At 68.1% G+C, this 17,579-nt stretch carries 17 protein-coding genes; 12 read left to right on the forward strand and 5 right to left on the reverse strand.

Features of this window, described 5'->3' with window-relative positions; genetic code table 11:
• Positions 1 to 49: 49 nt before the first annotated feature.
• Complete coding sequence (locus JGS39_RS27520; protein ID WP_219572297.1) at positions 50 to 190, reverse strand: hypothetical protein; 141 nt, start codon at positions 188 to 190, stop codon at positions 50 to 52.
• 423 nt (positions 191 to 613) lie between these two features.
• Here JGS39_RS27520 and JGS39_RS27525 point away from each other — a divergent pair, with 423 nt between their 5' ends.
• Together JGS39_RS27525 and JGS39_RS27530 are read left to right on the forward strand one after the other, a co-directional pair.
• Positions 614 to 1,153 carry an ArsR/SmtB family transcription factor gene (locus JGS39_RS27525; RefSeq protein WP_219572298.1) on the forward strand — a complete coding sequence of 180 codons (540 nt, stop codon included), beginning with the start codon at positions 614 to 616 and terminating at the stop codon, positions 1,151 to 1,153.
• 17 nt (positions 1,154 to 1,170) lie between these two features.
• Positions 1,171 to 2,472 (forward strand): MFS transporter, encoded by a 1,302-nt coding sequence (locus JGS39_RS27530; protein WP_236062622.1) that lies wholly within the window; start codon positions 1,171 to 1,173, stop codon positions 2,470 to 2,472.
• Positions 2,473 to 3,016: 544 nt separating this feature from the next.
• On the opposite strand, the gene JGS39_RS27535 is transcribed toward JGS39_RS27530, so the two are convergent.
• Together JGS39_RS27535 and JGS39_RS27540 are read right to left on the reverse strand one after the other, a co-directional pair.
• Positions 3,017 to 3,511: an HIT family protein gene (locus JGS39_RS27535; protein WP_219572299.1), complete on the reverse strand. Its 495-nt coding sequence runs from the start codon at positions 3,509 to 3,511 to the stop codon at positions 3,017 to 3,019.
• Positions 3,512 to 3,543: 32 nt separating this feature from the next.
• On the reverse strand, positions 3,544 to 3,714 hold the full coding sequence (locus JGS39_RS27540) for an LbetaH domain-containing protein (protein ID WP_236062562.1): 171 nt from the start codon (positions 3,712 to 3,714) through the stop codon (positions 3,544 to 3,546).
• A 374-nt stretch (positions 3,715 to 4,088) separates the two neighbouring features.
• On the opposite strand from JGS39_RS27540, the gene JGS39_RS27545 reads away from it, so the two are divergent.
• The 4 genes from JGS39_RS27545 to JGS39_RS27560 all read left to right on the forward strand — a co-directional run bounded on the left by JGS39_RS27545 (position 4,089) and on the right by JGS39_RS27560 (position 7,777).
• Entirely contained in the window at positions 4,089 to 4,931 is an 843-nt protein-coding gene (locus tag JGS39_RS27545) for an endonuclease/exonuclease/phosphatase family protein (RefSeq protein WP_219572300.1), read from the forward strand.
• A gap of 54 nt (positions 4,932 to 4,985) precedes the next feature.
• On the forward strand, positions 4,986 to 5,180 hold the full coding sequence (locus JGS39_RS27550) for a hypothetical protein (protein ID WP_219572301.1): 195 nt from the start codon (positions 4,986 to 4,988) through the stop codon (positions 5,178 to 5,180).
• A gap of 570 nt (positions 5,181 to 5,750) precedes the next feature.
• Positions 5,751 to 6,488: a dienelactone hydrolase family protein gene (locus JGS39_RS27555; RefSeq protein WP_219572302.1), complete on the forward strand. Its 738-nt coding sequence runs from the start codon at positions 5,751 to 5,753 to the stop codon at positions 6,486 to 6,488.
• A gap of 209 nt (positions 6,489 to 6,697) precedes the next feature.
• Entirely contained in the window at positions 6,698 to 7,777 is a 1,080-nt protein-coding gene (locus JGS39_RS27560) for a protein kinase family protein (RefSeq protein WP_219572303.1), read from the forward strand.
• A gap of 75 nt (positions 7,778 to 7,852) precedes the next feature.
• Here the strand turns inward: JGS39_RS27560 and JGS39_RS27565 are convergent, their stop codons facing one another.
• On the reverse strand, positions 7,853 to 8,371 hold the full coding sequence (locus JGS39_RS27565; protein WP_219572304.1) for a hypothetical protein: 519 nt from the start codon (positions 8,369 to 8,371) through the stop codon (positions 7,853 to 7,855).
• Positions 8,372 to 8,648: 277 nt separating this feature from the next.
• On the opposite strand from JGS39_RS27565, the gene JGS39_RS27570 reads away from it, so the two are divergent.
• From JGS39_RS27570 to JGS39_RS27590, 5 genes are all read left to right on the forward strand, one after another.
• Positions 8,649 to 9,182: an AAA family ATPase gene (locus JGS39_RS27570; RefSeq protein WP_219572311.1), complete on the forward strand. Its 534-nt coding sequence runs from the start codon at positions 8,649 to 8,651 to the stop codon at positions 9,180 to 9,182.
• 337 nt (positions 9,183 to 9,519) lie between these two features.
• Positions 9,520 to 11,172, forward strand: a complete 1,653-nt coding sequence (locus tag JGS39_RS27575) for a sigma-70 family RNA polymerase sigma factor (RefSeq protein ID WP_219572305.1) — start codon at positions 9,520 to 9,522, stop codon at positions 11,170 to 11,172.
• Positions 11,173 to 11,501: 329 nt separating this feature from the next.
• Positions 11,502 to 12,785, forward strand: a complete 1,284-nt coding sequence (locus JGS39_RS27580) for a cation:proton antiporter (RefSeq protein WP_219572306.1) — start codon at positions 11,502 to 11,504, stop codon at positions 12,783 to 12,785.
• 746 nt (positions 12,786 to 13,531) lie between these two features.
• Positions 13,532 to 14,704 carry a phospholipase D-like domain-containing protein gene (locus tag JGS39_RS27585; protein WP_236062609.1) on the forward strand — a complete coding sequence of 391 codons (1,173 nt, stop codon included), beginning with the start codon at positions 13,532 to 13,534 and terminating at the stop codon, positions 14,702 to 14,704.
• A gap of 139 nt (positions 14,705 to 14,843) precedes the next feature.
• A complete protein-coding gene (locus JGS39_RS27590) occupies positions 14,844 to 15,398 on the forward strand; it encodes a hypothetical protein (RefSeq protein WP_219572308.1) in 555 nt (184 codons plus the stop codon).
• 455 nt (positions 15,399 to 15,853) lie between these two features.
• Here JGS39_RS27590 and JGS39_RS27595 read toward each other — a convergent pair whose 3' ends face one another.
• Positions 15,854 to 16,759 carry an NADP-dependent oxidoreductase gene (locus JGS39_RS27595; RefSeq protein WP_219572309.1) on the reverse strand — a complete coding sequence of 302 codons (906 nt, stop codon included), beginning with the start codon at positions 16,757 to 16,759 and terminating at the stop codon, positions 15,854 to 15,856.
• A 426-nt stretch (positions 16,760 to 17,185) separates the two neighbouring features.
• On the opposite strand from JGS39_RS27595, the gene JGS39_RS27600 reads away from it, so the two are divergent.
• Positions 17,186 to 17,542: a MerR family transcriptional regulator gene (locus JGS39_RS27600; RefSeq protein ID WP_219572310.1), complete on the forward strand. Its 357-nt coding sequence runs from the start codon at positions 17,186 to 17,188 to the stop codon at positions 17,540 to 17,542.
• Positions 17,543 to 17,579 lie beyond the last annotated feature (37 nt).

A 17,579-nucleotide genomic window follows, 5' to 3' on the forward strand; every position in this document is an offset into this window, starting at 1 on the left:
GGTCCTCCGCCGCTGCGAGCCCCACGGTCACCGTCCCGCCCGCCGGCAGTCACGGCTTCCCATTCCTCGCAGCGGCGGGGGAAGCTGCGGCGGGGACGGCCGGCGCGGTGACGGTGAGGGCGCCGCAGAGCAGCGCCCACAACGCGGTGGCGGTGACCGTCCGCCGGGACAACCGGGAAAGCATGCGCATGGATTGCCTCCGTGAATGCGTGTCTCAGTGGGTTCAGTGGGTTCAGTGCGTTGAGACCGCAGTCTCGACGGACCGCGGCGGGCTGCCATCGGCGAATCCACCGGTGTCCCAGGAGCGGTGACCGATCCCCGGTAATGGACGAATCGCCGTGTGGCTTCCAGCCGTTCGACGCCACCTCGGTGTGCGTGATTCCTGTCAGCGCGGCCTCGGAAGGGCCGTGAGGCCATTTGAACCCCTGTAGTCCCTGCGCCCCCGAACCTGCCACCAAGTGACGCTGTGGAACCGACCCCTGCCGCCTGCCCGGCCGAGAGGACCGAGGGGCGAGGCGAGTGATCCTCCGGAATCCAAAGTTTTTTGACGGTTCAAGGGAAGACCGGGCAAACCCCCTTGACCAATGGTCAAGAAGTGTTGACCATTGAGGCCATGCCTACCGAAGACCTTCCCGAGACGTTCCACGTCACCACGGACGAGCAACTGCGCGCCCTTTCCAATCTCACGCGGCACCGGATCATGGCCATGCTCCGCTTCGAACCCGCGACGATCACGCAGATCGCCGAGCGAGTGGGCCTCGCGAAGGGGAGCTCCAGCTACCACGTACGGCTGCTCGAACGGGCCGGCCTGGTGAAGGTGGTGCGAACCCGGAAGGTCAGGGGGGTCACCGAGCGGTACTACGCAATGGCCGCGCAGTCGATCGTGCTGCCGGACCCGGGCGAGGGCGGGCCGGATGTGCTGATGCGGCATGCGGTGGCGGACCTGGAGGCAGCGCCGGCGGATGGCGAGCGGCACGTACGTATGGCGCATCTGCGGCTCACCGAGGACCAGTTCGCGGAGCTGGGGAGACGGCTGCAGGCGCTGGCGGACGAGTACCGGGAACTTTCCGACCCGTCGCTGCCGGACGCGTCACTCGTCTTCGCGCTGTTCCGACCGACACTGCGCGAGCAGGCCGAAGGAGACGCCAAGTGACACGAGCCGCTGAGAAGTTGCCGACCGGCTTCGGACGGCTGTGGACCGCGCAGACGGTGTCCTCGCTCGGCGACGGGGTGTCGCACGCGGCTCTGCCGCTCCTCGCTCTGACGCTGACGCGGGATCCGATGGCGCTCGCTGCCGTCACGGCCGCCGGAACACTGCCGTGGCTGCTCTTCGGGGTGCTCGGCGGTGCGCTGGTGGACCGTTGGGACCGTCGGCGCACGATGTGGGTTACGGACGCGGCGCGTGCGTTGCTGCTGGCGCTACCGGCGGCAGCGGCCGCGTTCGACGTGCTGAGCGTTCCCCTGCTCGCGGCCGTCGCCTTCCTGCTCGGCCTCGGCGCGCTCTTCTTCGACACTGCCGCCACGGCCTATCTGCCGGATCTCCTCGGTCGCGACCCCGCGCTCCTGGAGCGCGCCAACTCCCGTCTGCGCGGCACCCAGACCGCCGCCTCCGGCTTCGCAGGGCCGCCGGCGGGCAGTGCCCTGCTCGCGCTCGGCCGGGCGGTTCCGCTACTCGCCGACGCGCTGTCCTTCGCGCTGTCGGCACTGCTCGTACGGTCGCTGCCAGCCGCATCCCGGCCCGTACCGCAGGCCCGCGAGTCGCTGTTGCGGCAGGCGCGGGCCGGCGCCTCGTACGTATTCCGCGACCAGTTGCTGCTCGGGCTCGCGCTGCGGCCGGCGGTCGGGAACATCGCCTTCCTCGCCGTGGAGACCGTACTCGCCCTCTTCGCGCACGATCGTCTGGGCATCGGCACCTTCGGCTTCGGCCTGCTCCTCACGGCGGAAGCCACCGGCGGTCTGCTCGGCGCGGGCATCGCCTCCTCCCTCGGCCGACGACTGGGCACCGGCACCGCGCTGACCTGCACGGCCGCAGTCGAGGGACTCGCCATCCTGGGCCTTGCCGTCGCCCCGAACCCGTACGCCGCCGGCCTCGCGCTCGCTGTCTGCGGAGCGGGCATGGGCGCCACGATGGTGCTCGGCCCCTCCCTCCGACAGACGATCGTCCCCGCCCACCTGATGGGCCGTGTCGCCTCGACCTCCCGCATGCTCGCCATGTGCGCCGCCCCGTTCGGGGCCTTCCTCGGCGGCTGGCTGGCCACCACCTACGACGTACGCACCCCGCTCTACGCCGCCGCCGGCCTTCTCCTCACGATGACCGCCGTCACGGCGACCATGACGAGCAACCGCCAGGTGGAGGCGGCGCTGCGCGCTGCCGCCCCGGCCGATGAACCAGATCACCCGGAAACAGAGGGAACAGCTGCTGACACCGGCGCTCGACCCGCGCCGGGTTCAACGGGACAACGCGTGGCGTAGCCGCACGCGATCTTCAGTGAGTGAGACTGCGGCGGGGGCACTGCCGGCCCGACGAGGTCGAGAGGGGAGTGGGATGGACATCGTGACGCCGCGCAGACGGACTCCCTCGACGCGTTCCTCGACGCGTACGACCCTTCACAGGCGAATGCCGAGGTCGGAGGTCGCAGCGTCCTGACGGGTGCGTTGGCGAACGCGGAGCCGCGTGAGCGAAGTGCGATCGCGAACCTCCTGCTCGCCGACGGCGCCGACGCGACGACGACCCACGGCGACATGACGCACTCCACGCACTCCACACACTGCACGCACTGCTCGGCTCGCTCCCGAACCTGAGGCGTCCCTGCTCCGGCGACTGGTCAACGATGGCGCCGACGTCAACGTCGCTGCGAAGGGCTGCGGCATCCCGTAGCAGCTGCTCATGAGCCAGTACGCGTATACCGATGAGGCACTCGCGCCATTCCGCAACGTGCTGTTGGCGCAAGGCGATCCAGACCCGCTGATGATCGACGCCTCCGAGAGTTCGGCGCGGGATGACAGCAGGTCAGACTCATCCCGGCTTGAGTACACCCCGAGCGACGACCGCTTCACGCAGGCGCCCGGCCATCGAGGCCGACTGCTCCGGCGGCAGCGCGAGGACCCCGTTCTCTGTCATCAAGGCGTGGAACTGCTGCTCACGATAGGGAACGCCGGGCGGCAGGGCGGCGATGTGCCAGTGCAGATGCGCATTGCCTTGCTGGCTTCCGAGCGAATAGAGGTACGTGCGCTCAGGCCCGCAGACCGCCTCGACGGCGAGGGCGATCTCCCGGACGAACAGCATGAGCCGGCCGTAAGCCGCCTCATCCAGGTCACGCACGACGTGTTCGACGTGCACCCTCGGCGCGACCAGGACCTTGCCCGGCACAGTGGGCCATCTGTCCAGGAACGCCACGTGATCGGCATCCTCGAAGACCATCGCATGCGCGTAGTCCGGGTGACCGGCCAGGAATGCACAGACGAAGCAGGGGCCGCTCCGGGTTCGCTCCACGTAGCGTTCGAGATCCATCGGCTGTCGCTCTGTCGACACCTGCGCACCTCTCAGTAAACGAGCAGCGACCGGCGCCTCTCCGATTCGCTCGGGGGCGTCAGGTTGTACTCGAGGATCTGCTCCGTGCGGCGCAGAGGGGCCTGAAAGGCAGCTTCGGACTCGGTGTAGAGAAGCCCTTTGGCGATCCGGGCGAGCACTTCTTCGTTGTGGATATCCGTCATGGCGGAACGCTCCGTTCATCCGATGTCCTGGGCACCGCTTGACGCGACCCTGACCGACCGTGTGTCAGATCTTATGTGCCGTACACAGCCACAGTGCGGGGTCTGTGGGAGACGAGACGCCCGCGAATGCCATCCAGCGACCACCGCGGGCGACAGACCACCTGAGCGGAAGGCGCATGCCCGCGGACCATCCTCGGCGGGGGCGCAGCAGTCTGCCGCAGACCTACTACCTGTACCGGCGAACCCTTCGTACGGTGGTGCGTTTCACCCCGAAGGAGATCCAGGGACTTCATGTGCCGCTTACGACCCGTCGCATAACCTCGGGCTGGGAGGCCTCACATGACGGCGTGTGATGCTAAGTGGAGGAGGCGAAGGTGACCGGAACCGGCGCGCGGTGGCTCGCGGGCGCGCTGATCGTGGCCTGCGTACTGCTCGTCGGCCCCAGCGCGTCGAACGGTGTCCACGTTGCCAAGCCGTTGCCGGCCGGCGCCGCCAAGGACGTGGTGCCGAACCGCGTCATGACGTGGAACATCTGCAATCCGTGCAAGGGGAGCGACCAGAACGTCGGCCGCGCGGCGGAGATAGCCACGTATGCGCCTCAGGTCATCGGCCTGCAGGAAGCGTGCGTGGGTGATGTCGAGAGGATCCGGGATCATCTGCGGTATCAGTACGGGCTGGTCTACCACGTCGAGTACGGATCGGTTCTGCAGAGCTGGAGCCGCTGCGGGGGAGTGCCATGGAGCCCGGGGGGCTTCGGCCAGGCAATCCTCTCGGCCGCTCCGATGACCGACCATGTGAACGTGGAGTACCCCGACGGCGGTTCCGAGGACCGCGGGTACATGGCTGTCACCACCCTCGTGGACGGCCGGCCGGTCAGGGTCTTCAACACGCATCTGGCCCAGCGGAGTCAGGCATCAGTCCGCGCGAAGCAGACCGGCGTACTGGCGAAGGCGATCGCTCGGCATGACCGCACGATCGTTCTCGGGGACTTCAACGCGGTGCCGGACACCGCAGAGCTCAGCGGGATGTGGGGCCTCGCCGAGGACGCGGACTCCGAGTGCGGTCCCTCGGCGGCCGGGATGTGCGAGCCGACCACCGATTGGCGCAGCAAGTTCGACTACATCTTTCTGCGCGGCTTCGTCCCGCTCGAGCAAGATGTGCATCTCACTCCGTACTCAGACCACGATCTGGTGCAGGCCGATCTGAGGCGGACCTAGGGTCATTCGTTTGGATCACTTCCGCTGGCTGAGGTTGCCGTTGATGATGTACATGTGACTCACCGCATCAGCGCTCTGATCTCGGTGTTCGGCGTCCTTGCCAGCGTGATGCTGGTCGTCGCCGGCTTTCGTGAGTTCCGCTCCGGGGCGTCGGTCCTCTGGCTCGTGGCTGGAGCCGTGACCTTCCTCAGCGCTTCGTTTACGCTCGTGCGGGACGTGCGGCGGCTCCGCGCCGGACCGACCGACTGACTTGACGCGATCGCCCGGAAGTTCCGGACGGGGGCGCAGTGGATCCACCTTCCCGAGAAGTACGGCAACTGGCGAGGCGTCCACAACCGGCTGCGGTTGTGGGTTCGGCGGTACCTGGGAGCGGGATTTCACTTCGCTGGGCGCGCAGGCCGACGCCGACAGCGATCTCAGCTGGGCAGTTTCGGTGGACCCGGCCATCGTGCGCGCTCACCGGCATGCGGCCGGAGTTGCGAAGAGGGGCCCCGGCAGACGAGCCGGCAGACCGTGCCGTCGGCCGGTCCCGCGGCGGAACGAGCACAAAGAACCTGGCCCCGATGCCCGATGTCGCCCGCTGGCCTTCGTGCTCACCGCTGGGCAGGCCGGTGACGCACCCGCTTTCGCTCGTGTCATTGTCCGCCTTCGCGTTCCTCGTCGGCGAGTACAGCCCCGCGCCGGGCCGGACAAGGAGCCTCGCGATGATTTTGTAGTCCTGAGTGCTTGGTCCCTGTATTCCATAGGGGCACGCGCGCTGTTCTGCCAGCGGCAGAACACCGGCCGGACCGGGCTCGATGATCACTACAGTCCAGTCCCATGACGACGATTACGACGCGCACGGTCGAGTACCCGGCAGACGGTTTGACGATGATCGGGCACCTCGCTCTTCCGGTCGGTGTCGGCCCCCGACCCGCCGTGCTGCTCGGCCCGGAGGGCATGGGGCTCAGCGACGTCGAGCGCCGCCGGGCCGATGCTCTCGCCGAGCTGGGATATGTAGCGCTGGCCTTCGACCTTCATGGCGGGCGCTACTTGGGCGACCCCGAGGAGATGCTGGCACGTTGCATACCGCTGCTCGCTGACCCCGACCGGATGAGGGGCATCGGCCATGCGGCGCTCGACGTTCTGCGGACCGAACCGCGGACGGACCCCGACCGGATCGCCGCCGTCGGCTACGGCACCGGGGGCGCCGTCGGGCTGGAACTCGGGCGCGGCGGCGTCGACCTGCGCGCGATCGGGACAGTCAACGCACTGACCACGGGCCGACCGGGCGAGGCAGCGCGCATTCGCTGCCCGGTGTGGGCCGGGGTCGGGTCGGAAGACCCGATCATGCCGCCCGCGCAACGGAACGCGTTCACCGCCGAGATGCAGGCCGCGGGCGTCGACTGGCGCCTCGTGGTCTACGGCGGCGCCCTGCACGCCTTCCACCACCCGACGGTCGACCACCCCACGGTCCCCGGCGTCGGCTACCACCCACAGCACGCACAGCGAGCCTGGCGCGATGTCGTCGACCTGCTCGCCGAGTGCCTGCCCGTGACGGAGAATCTGGGGGCATGACCCAGGCAGGCAGCCTGGCACCGGGCCTCGCCCGCGTCAGGCGCTGGGAGCCCCTCCTCTCGAGTCCGCACAGTAGAACCACAATCGGACCAATGATCGATCACGGAGGCGCGTTCGCGACTGCCGCACCAAATACGGGACGGCGGATAGGGTCGACCAGGGTCCGGGGGAACGCCGAGACCCTCGTTCTGGGCGCCGGGGAGTTGTCGATGCACCATCCGGACCTGCGGTACGCCGCGCGGCTCGCCATGTACGGGGCTGTGTCCACGAGCCTGTCCCTGCTGAGTGACCGTCGCCTCGGTGAGGCCGTGGCCGCCGCCGATCTGCTCGGATCCGGTATCGGCGGCAGGTCGGGGGAGCTGGACATCGATGGCACGCGGGTGTTCGTGAAGAGGGTGCCACTGACCGACACCGAATTGCGGCCGGAGAACGTGCGGTCGACGGCGAACCTCTTCGGACTGCCGCTGTTCTATCAGTACGGGGTGGGTTCAGCGGGGTTCGGCGCCTGGCGCGAACTGGCCGTGCACGTCATGACCACCAACTGGGTCCTCGGGCAAGAGTACGAGGGCTTTCCGCTGATGTACCACTGGCGCATCCTGCCCGACTCTCCTCCCGTAGGGTTCGTCGACGAGTTCGGGGACATCGATGGAGCGGTCGCGCATTGGGAGGGCTCATCGGCCGTGCGTCAGCGACTGGAGGCCATCGGCCGCTCCTCGTCCAGCCTGGTGCTGTTCCTGGAACACGTACCGCAGACACTGGGCGACTTGCTGCACGACTACCGGATCGCCGCGCCGGCGGGCGGGGAGGGCTCACCGTACCCGTGGGTGGAGGAAGCCCTTTCGCGTGGGACTTCGTTCATGAGCTCGCACGGACTCGTCCACTTCGATGCTCACTTCGCGAATGTCCTTACTGACGGCCGGCTGCTGTACTTCGCCGACTTCGGACTCGCCCTGAGTTCCGGTTTCGAGCTGTCAGCGGCCGAGGCGGACTTTCTCTCCGACCATCTCGCGTACGACCGCTGCCACAGCGCGGGGCACCTGCTCCGCCACCACCTGCCCGCTGAGTTGCGTGGTGGGATGGCACATGAGGCTTTCCTGCGTGAGTGGATCTCCGGCCACCGGCCCGCCGGCGTGCCGGGCGAGATCGCCGCGATCATCGACCGGCACTGCCGGGCTGCCTTGGTCATGGACGAGTTCGCCCGTCGTCTGCTCACCGTGAGCAAGCGGACGCCATTTCCGACTGCCGAGGTCGGGCGGGCCTGGGACACGGCGGTCGCGGCGCCCCACTGAGGACACACTTCGGCAGAAGATCACCCATCGGCTGTCCGGTCCGGCGCACAGTGCCGGACCGGCCCCGTCCGCACGTCAGCTGGGCTCGGCGGTCATGGAGTCGAAGGTCTCCCGCATCAGCTGGTCGATGGTGCCGGGCCGTTCGGTCGTGGAGTCGAAGAGGTCGGCGAGCAGCCACAGCACGAAGCTGTGCACCAGTGCTTCGTTCGGAGGGATTGGCCCGAACTGATCGCGCCACGCCACTGTGTCCATACCCATTGCCGCCGCCATGAGAACGCCGGTGGCCATGGGTACCTGAACCGGGTCAGCCATCTCGAAGGTGGGGAGCTTGCGGATCACGGCAGGGATCAGATCGCTGAGAGGATCCAGACGGTTCTTGCTGCCCTCCTGCTCGACGATCAGGTAGCCGGTCAGCACACCCACCAGAAACACGGTTCCCCGGGACACCTCTTCGGGCCCGTAGGCGTCCATCGCGGCCTGGACCCGCTGCTGTGCTTGCCGGCGTTCTTCTGCGGGAGTGCGTTTCTCCAGGACTCGGTACGAGTCCCACGCTGCACGGATCGCTTCATCTACGACCACGCCGTCATCTGTCATGCGGCAACCGTAGTGAGAGAACGACTCGCAGGAGAAATCCTTGAGCAGCCCGCCGCAGAGACGTGATGAGGGCCATGCCCCGGCGTCGGCTGCTCCGGCACCGACGGGGTGAGGTCGCCCCGGTCCTGCGGCACAGCAGGCGCAACATCCCGCCCGCTGGGTCCGCGACCTGCGCATACGCCAGGAGGGGGCTGAATGGCGTGCGTGGCACCATCGCGTTGCAACCTGACGGAAGTCCCTTGAAGGGGAGGTGTCCGCCGGTAGCGTGGTGCGGATGATGGTGGGCACCACAGAGACCAGGCTCGTTGTCCTGCGGGGGAACAGCGCTTCGGGCAAGTCGTCGGTCGCGGCCGGGATCCGGGAGCGATTCGGCCGCGGTCTGGCGCTGGTCGGCCAGGACAATCTTCGCCGGGTCGTCCTGCGCGAGCATGACCGCCCCGGCGGCGCGAACATCGGTCTCATCGATACCGTCGCCCGCTACAGCCTCGATGCCGGGTATCACGTCGTCCTCGAAGGAATTCTGTACGCAGACCGCTACGGGCAGATGCTCCAGCAGCTGCGCGTCGACCATCGCGGGCACACCCACTGCTACTACCTGGAGGTTCCCTTCGCGGAGACCCTGGCCAGGCACGCGACCAAACCCATCGCAGAGGAGGTCGTTGAGAGGCAGCTGCGCGAGTGGTACCGGCCGCTCGATCTCCTGCCCGACGGTATCGAGACCGTCATCGATGCCGACAGCAGCCTGGCGGACACGGTCGACCGCATCATGCACGACACCGATCTGGCCCGGCTCCCCGCGCTGGAGCACTGACCAGCCGGGCGGCGAGCGCGGAGACGCGTGTCCGGACGAGGCAACGAGACCAAGCACACGATCTGATGCAGGCGCGGTTGTCTCCACCTTCCCCCTCGACATGGTGCAGGCCCAGCGACCGCTCACGTCGGCTTGCGCCCTGCGGCAGGGCAGGGGCCATCGGCATCACAGACACACGTCCTGCCTGCAGCCGCCGCACCCCATTGACCTGTCCGGCCCAGACCCGCACAGAGCGGATGGCGGAAATTGAGCCCGGAAGAACTGTTATGCAGGCCGCCCGCGACGGTCTCCCAGTCATCGGACATCATCAGGCGTAGACGGACAGGGAAGTTCTTACATGAGCAATCAGCACACGACGGACCCAGTAGCGCTGGTGAACGCTGCCCGCAACGGGGACGTGGAGGCGCAGGACGCACTGGCAAGCGCGTACCTTCCACTCCTCTACAACATCGTGGGCCGAGCGCTGAACGCTTCGTCGGACGTGGACGACGTGGTGCAGGACACCATGCTCCGTGCGTTGGACGGCTTGAACGGTCTGCGGACTCCTGAGAGCTTCCGTTCATGGCTGGTGGCGATCGCGATGAATCGCGTCCGCGCGCACTGGCAGGACGGCATGGCCGCTCCGGGCCCACTGGAGGAGGCCGGTGAGATCGCCGACCCCGGGGCCGACTTCGTCGATCTGACGATGGTGAGGCTGCAACTGTCCGGACAACGCCTGGAGACAGCGCGTGCGACGCGGTGGCTGGAGCCCGACGACCGGAGCCTGCTGTCGCTGTGGTGGCTGGAGTGCGCAGGGGAGCTGACCCGGACCGAGGTCGCCGAGGCCCTTGAGCTCTCGTCGCAATCCACTGCGGTCCGAGTGCAGCGGATGAAGGCGCAACTGGAAACGGCCCGCGTCGTTGTGCGGGCACTCGACGCGCAGCCGCCGTGCCAGGAACTTCGCAGGACTCTCACGGCATGGGACGGCCGCCCCTCGGCACTGTGGCGCAAACGAATAGCCCGGCACGCGCGTGACTGCGTCCGGTGTGCCGGAATGTGGAGTGGGCTGATGCCTGCCGAGGGACTGCTGGCGGGCCTGGCGCTGGTACCGGTGCCTGCGGTGCTGCTCGCGCTGTATCAGACGCAGGACGGGAGGATGACGCCTATTTCCGCTGCGCGGCCGCTCGATCCGGCGGCGAGCGATGGCGCGATAGCGGCCGCGTCCGGCCGGCACCGTTCTTCGGGCAAGCGGAACTCGGGCGGTCGGAGCACATCGCGCGCCGACGCGCGCCGGCGCCGCCGGAACCGGCGTCGAGCGGTCAGTGGCGCGGTGCTGGCCGCCTGTATGACCGGCGGAGGCCTCTGGCACATGTCCCTCGGGCCCGGAGAAAGCAGTCGCGGCGACAGCACGGCACGCACCCCTGCGGGACCCGTCGCTGACCTCGCGGCCCCCGAAACCGCCGCCCCCACGACACCGCCGCCGCTGCCGTCGGCATCGGCGTCCGCGACGGCCTCGCCCTCCGTGAAGAGAAGCTCCTCCGCCACCCCCAGCCGAACGCCGAAGAAGAGCGTCGCTCCGACGCCGACCGTCGCGCCCGCGCCAAGAGTCACCGCAACACCACCGGTCTCCGTGAGCACCACGGCCCAGGTCGTCAGCCTGGTCAACAAGGAGCGGGCGGCGGCCGGATGCGGCGGGCTCACTGAAGACTCACAGCTCACGGACGCAGCACAGCGCCACTCGGACGACATGGCAGCCCGCGACTTCTTCGAGCACACCAACCCCGACGGCGCGGACCCCGGACAGCGCGTCACCGATGCCGGATACCGCTGGTCGACGTACGGCGAGAACATAGCCCGGGGCCAGCAAACGCCTGAATCGGTGATGGAGTCATGGATGAACAGCCCCGGTCATCGCGCCAATATCCTCAACTGCTCCTTCAAGAACATAGGAATAGGCATCCACAAGGGCTCCGGCGGGCCGTGGTGGACCCAGGACTTCGGTGCGAAGTGACCGGCTGACAGCGGCCGTCAGCCCCAGGAGCAGCTTCTCCGGCGCTGCAGACACCCGCCGAGCCCACGGTTCCATGGTGACGAATACCGGGTGTGACTTCGGCCGGGAAGACCGGGCGCCGTCGTGTCCGACACCTCGCTCCGGCGCCCGCTTCGACGCACCTGCCGCAGCGACACGGTGGCCGTGGTGTGGAGGAGACCGCGTCCCGTGGAGCGGGCGTGGGCTCCGAGGAGCGGGGTATGCGGATACTCCCCCCGCAGCAATCTCAGTCAGCACGACTGTGTCATTCGTCTGCTTGCGGACCGCAGCGACGGAAGGACTGGGACCGGATGACGTTGGCGCACGGCATATACGTGGCAGCAGGGATTGGCATCCTTTTGGCTGCCGTCCTGCCCCCGGTGGTCCATCGGCGTCCCTTTTCCCTGCCCATGGTGTTCCTTGTCGCGGGCGCGGCGATTGCCCTGCTGCCGTTCGACGTGCCTGTAGTGGACCCCGTACGTGACCGGGTCTGGGTCGAGCATGTGACAGAGGTCTGTGTGATCGTGTCGCTGATGGGCGCGGGGCTGGCGATTGACCGGCCGTTCGGATGGCGTGCGTGGGCAGGGGCGTGGCGCTTCCTGGGGGTTGCCCTTCCGCTCACCATCGCTGCCATGGGGGTGTTGAGCTGGTGGCTCATGGAATGGCCCCCGGCGGTGGCCCTGTTGCTGGCGGCGGCGCTGTCGCCTACCGATCCGGTGCTGGCCGCGGAAGTGCGCGTGGGCGAGCCCACGAGCGGCGAGGACGAAGAGGACGAGGAGGAGGTGCGCTTCACACTGACGTCCGAGGCCGGTCTCAACGACGGCCTCGCCCTGCCTTTCGTACTCGCCGCCATAGCACTGGCGACCGCGGCGGGTGATGGGTGGTCCGCTGACTGGACAGGCCACTGGCTTCTGGCCGACGTGCTACTGCGAGCAGTCATCGGGCTGATCGCGGGAGTGGCCCTCGGCCGCCTCCTCGGCTGGCTGTTCTTCCGCTCCCGGCACGTGCGCCTCGCGCACCGGATGGAGGGGTTCACCGCGCTCGGCGCCACCTTCACCGCGTACGGGATCACCGAGTTGGTACACGGATACGGGTTCCTCGCCGTGTTCGTCGCGGCCTGCACCATCCGGGCCGCCGAGCGCAACCATGGATACCACCAAGTGCTGCACGGCTTCAGTGAACAGATCGAGCGTCTGCTGACCGCTGTCCTGCTCTTCCTCCTGGGCGGCTACCTGGTCGCTGACGGACTCTCGATCCTCGGTCCGCGAGGGGCTCTCCTGGGGATCGCCCTCATCATCGTGATCCGCCCGCTCGCCGGTGCTGCCGCCCAGCTGGGGTTTCCGTCCGGCCGGCGCGAGCGCGCTGTCACGGCGCTGTTCGGCATCCGGGGCATCGGCTCGCTCTTCTATCTCGCGTACGCACTCGGGGAAGGGCCCTTCGCCCGGTATGCCGACGAGCTGTGGGCAGTCGTGGCGTTCACGATCCTCGCCTCGGTGCTCCTGCACGGCGCGACCGCCACGCCAGTAATCAGGTACCTGGACCGGCAGGGTTCCCAGCCCCGTGGACATAGTGAGCGTTCTCCCTCCTCACATTGATGCGAGGCGAAGGACAAGGACGGCCTGCACGACGTCGGTGATTCGGCTGGTGCCGCAGCGGAGCGTCCGCAGGAGGGGCCACCGCTCGAAGGCGGCGATCGCCTGCTCGCCCGAAACAGCGGATCTTGGAGTGGGTCGTGTTGTGGCCGTGCTTCCACCGCTTGGGAGTCCGCCCGAAACGGAACGCGTACGAAGCCGCCCGCGCCTTGATATGCCTTGTCCGCCCCGTACGTGAGTTCCGCTTCGGTGCAGGCTTCGGTGATCCGGTGCTGTCGCGCGGCGGTGAGGCCGTGAGTCGGGCGGCCGGGCCGAGCCGACGAGGCCCGGAGCAGCCGTCCGAACGGATGGGTGAGGACCCGCACGTTCATGCCGCGACGCTCGGGTTTCCCGGACTGGCAGGGGGTGCGGATTCGATCGGCGGCAGGGTGCCGTCGAGAATGACGAAGGCCTTCTCCCGGATCGTCCGCTCCGCTTGCTGCGCGCAGGCGGCGACGCAACAGATGGTCGTAGCGAGAGGGCGAGAGGGCGAGAGGCGTGCGGGGGCACTGCTCGAACTTCACCCGATACCGGCGGGCGTTTTGGGGTAGAAGCTTGCTGCTCGGAGCTCTGCGGCTGCCTGCAGACCATGTCTGGAGTGCCCGAAGAGGTGTAGTACCAGTCCCTACTCCCGTCCCGAACCACACAGGTGAAACATGTCTGACGTAGCCGTAACATCCGCCGATCTGTGTCTGCCCGACAGTGCGGACATGGACACAACGGTTCGCGACAGACGCTCGCTGCGCCTGAGACGCAGGCTGGAGCGCCTGATCGGGATCGCGGCCACCGAAGGCAACACGATAAGGACCTTGCGCAACGGAGACGAGATCTTCGGGGCGATGCTGGCAGCGATCCGGGACGCCGAATACACCGTGGACATGATGACGTTCGTGTACTGGCGAGGTGAGATCGCCGAGAAGTTCGCCGCGGCGCTCGCTGACCGGGCCCGTGCCGGGGTGCGGGTACGTCTGCTGCTCGACGGGTTCGGCAGCCGGCTCATAGAGAAGGACCAACTGGATCTGATGGTCGAGGCGGGGGTGGAAGTGGCCTGGTTCCGCAAGCCTCTCTATCTCTCGCCCCTCAAGCAGAACCATCGCTGCCACCGCAAGGTCCTCGTGATCGATGAGCGGACCGCATTCACCGGTGGTGTCGGGATCGCCGAGGAATGGTGCGGTGACGCCCGCAACGAACACGAGTGGCGCGACACCCACGTGCAGGTCAGCGGCCCGGCAGTGGACGGACTGGCCGCCGCGTTCGCCCAGAACTGGGCCGAGTGCCACGACGAGCTGTTCGACAGCCGTGACCGATTCGTCAACTGTGAGCGGCAGGGCGAAGCGGTGGTCCAGGTGGTGCGCGGTTCGGCGTCCTTCGGTTGGCAGGACATGCAGACCCTGATCCGGGTCGTCCTCGAATCCGCTGAGGAACGCCTCCGGCTCACGACCGCCTACTTCGCTCCGGACGCCTTCTTCACCCAGCTGCTCTGTGCCGCGGCCAAGCGCGGGGTGGAGGTCGAGATCCTGCTGCCTGGCCCGCACACCGACAAGAGGGTCTGCCAGCTCGCCGGACAGCGCTACTACGAAGACCTCATCGCCTGTGGCGTGAAGATCTACCAGTACCAGCCGACGATGCTGCACGCCAAGGTCATCACCGTCGACCGGGTTGCCTCACTGGTCGGCTCGACCAATTTCAACCGGCGCTCGCTGGACCACGACGAAGAGGTCATGCTTGCCGTGATGGACTGCGACTTCACCGCGGCCTTGGACGGGCACTTCGAGGAGGACAAGGAGAAGAGCGTGCTCATCGAACGCGCCCGGTGGAAGCGTCGCTCCATCGTGCAACGCGCCCGAGAGGCTGCGGTCGTGCCGATCCGACGCTACCTCTGAACGACGCGGCACCGCTGGTGAGGCTTGCGGCGGCGCTCCAAGGCGGCGTGGTGGTGGGGCCGTTTCGTTTGGATCAGCGTGCGGACAGCAATGAGGATGCCCACATGCGCAGTCCGGCCCTGCGGGAAGGGATGAAGCGATGACGTTGCATGCTGATGTGGCCGAGTTGCTGGCGGTCGCCGGCATCCTCGACGTGGACGTCGATGCTGCCATCGCGGACGAGCACGTCCGGTCGGCCGGGTACCAACGCGTTGTCTCGGTGACCGCTTCCTCGCGGAGCCGCGACCGAGACCGTGTGATCGTGGCCACGATCCTGCGCGACCCCATCGAGATCGTGTCCAAGACGGCGGTCGTCGCCCTCGTGGACACGATCGCGATGAAGGCGACCGGTCCTGCCGAGTTTCGGCAGTGGTCGGCCGAGCAACTGCCGGAGATCAATCAGTTCAAGACGGCGGGGTCCCGCGAGTTCATCCGCCGCCGCATCCACGACTGGCTGTTGTGGCTGTCCATCGAGGACGGTCACGTGCCGACACCGGTCGAGTTGGTGAAGGCCACGGACTGGATGCAGCGCGTCCTCGCCGAGGAGTCGACGTCGCCGGCGGTACTCGCCCTGCTCGCCGAGTCAGGCAGTAGCAAGAAGATTCGAAACATCGCGAAGAACCGAGCCGCGAGCCGCGAGCTGAGAACGCAGTGAGCCGTTAGCGGCAGTTGGCAGGCGCGCCGACTTCCTCACCCACAAGCACGGCGACGTTCCGACGATCATGCGGGGGAGCACGGTCCGGCCCAGCAGCACCCTTACTCGGGTAGGTCTTGATCCGTTGCTGGACGCCGAATTCGGCGGTGAGGAGTCTCGCCGGCTTTGGAGGCCTTGGCCTCCGTAGCCTTGCGCCGCGTTTGGACGTGATCCATGGCGCGCGCTTTTGGCTCGGCGGCGGGCGGCGACACCTCGACGGTGTCGCGGTGCGCCCGTACCCTTTTGCCGCCGGGCCACCGGTAGCCAGCACCACGAGGGGAAGGGCCCCGCTGCCACGCGTACCGCGTTCAGGCGCTCGAAGATCCCCCGGATGCCTCTGCGCCGCCTCCCGCTCCGGCTTCTCCGGCCGCGCTACAGGCCACGCAGGCTGCGAGTTGCCTACCCCGTGGTCCTCATCAGATGCAGATCACGATCTTTCCTCGGGTACGTCCGCGCTCGGCGTGTGCGTGGGCGTCGGCGATCCGCTCCAGGGGGTAGGTCTGTTCGATACGCGGTGTGTACCGGCCTTGCCCGCCCAGTTCCGCTGCCGCTGACAGGAGAGTGGAATCGTTCTCCGCGTTGACCACGTGCGTACCCAGACGCTGCCCACCCGCGTGGTCGGCGACCGTCGCGACGCGCTTCGGATCACCCGAGATCGCGACGAGGTCTTCCAGGGAGCCGGAGGCCGCGGTGTCGAGCACGATGTCGACTCCGTGCGGAGCGAGGGCGGTCAGGCGCTGCGCGAGGCCGGGGCCGTAGGTGGTGGGAACGGCGCCGAGCGCGGTGAGGAACTCGTGGTTGCGTTCACTGGCTGTCCCGATCACAGTGGCGCCTCGCGCTGCCGCGATTTCGACCGCCGCGCTCCCCACGCCTCCGGCAGCGCCCTCGACGAGCAGGGTGCGCCCCGCGAGGGAGCCGAGGGCGTCGAGCCCACGCATCGCGGTCACTGACGCGAGACCGGCGGCCGCGGCCTGGTCGTCGTTCCACGTGTCGGGGGTGTGCGCCCAGGCCGAAAGGATGACCAGCTCCGCGGTCGCGCCGGTGACACCGCCCAGTCCGAAGACGCGGTCGCCGATCCTCACCCCCTGCACCCCGTCGCCGATCTCGTCGACCACACCGGCGGCGTCGCGTCCGGGAATGGCGGGCAGGCCCAGGGGGAAGATCTGGTGCAGGTCGCCGGAGCGCAGCTTCCAGTCGATGGGATTGACGCTGGCCGCCGCGACGCGGACACGAATCTCACCGGGGCCGGGGTGAGGGTCGGGGGCCTGCTCGATCACCAGGCCCTCCGCTCCGCCGTATTCGTGGAACCGGGCTGCGCGCATGATGGTCTGCCTTACTTCGACGGGCCGGAATGACGTGTTCATCCGACGCTCGTCACTCTAGAACCTGACGTTGACGTGAGGTGCAAGCCGCAATTGCCGCCCGGCCGGAGCAGGACAGGTGCGGATGGGTGAAATTGCCGAGCGGGCGGGGCGAGCGCAGGGGACGCGCACCTACGAGGGATCACGCCGCCCGTCGCGGTCGACACCCGTGGGCCCTGGGCCCACGGGCGGGCTCGGCGATCCCGGCACGATGCGACGGCTTCCGTTCGTACGTGCACCGCATTGAACGCCCTCGGTCCGCCACAGGGTCGTATCTCGGCGCCGGCAACGGTTCGATCGGCCCCCGGGGCTGCCCCCGGAGCCGGTATTGCTAGCCTGAACCTGACGTCGACGTGAGGTGTGAGCGGGAAGGGAGTGACCTGCGTCATGCGTATCGGACAGCTCGCCAGGCGGTCAGGGGTCAGCGTGCGGGCCCTGCGCTACTACGAGGAACAGCGGCTCCTGGAATCGGCACGGACGTCCGGTGGCCAGCGTGACTATCCCGACGAAGCCCTGGAGCGGGTCCAGCTCATCCAGGACCTCTTCGCGGCCGGCCTCTCCAGCCGTACCGTCGTCGAACTCCTGCCGTGCGTGAGCACCGGCGTCGCGACCCCTGCCATGCTCGACCAGCTCATCACCGAACGCGACCGCATCACCGTACGCATCCAGGACCTGACCCGGGCCAAGGCCAAACTCGGCCGCGTGATCGAGAATGTGACCGCGGCGAACGTGGCGCAGGACTGACCAACCCATCACGAGGGGGGAGCGCCGACCTGCCCGG

Origin of the sequence: Streptomyces poriferorum, assembly GCF_019399235.1 — a bacterium.
GTDB lineage: Bacteria > Actinomycetota > Actinomycetes > Streptomycetales > Streptomycetaceae > Streptomyces > Streptomyces poriferorum.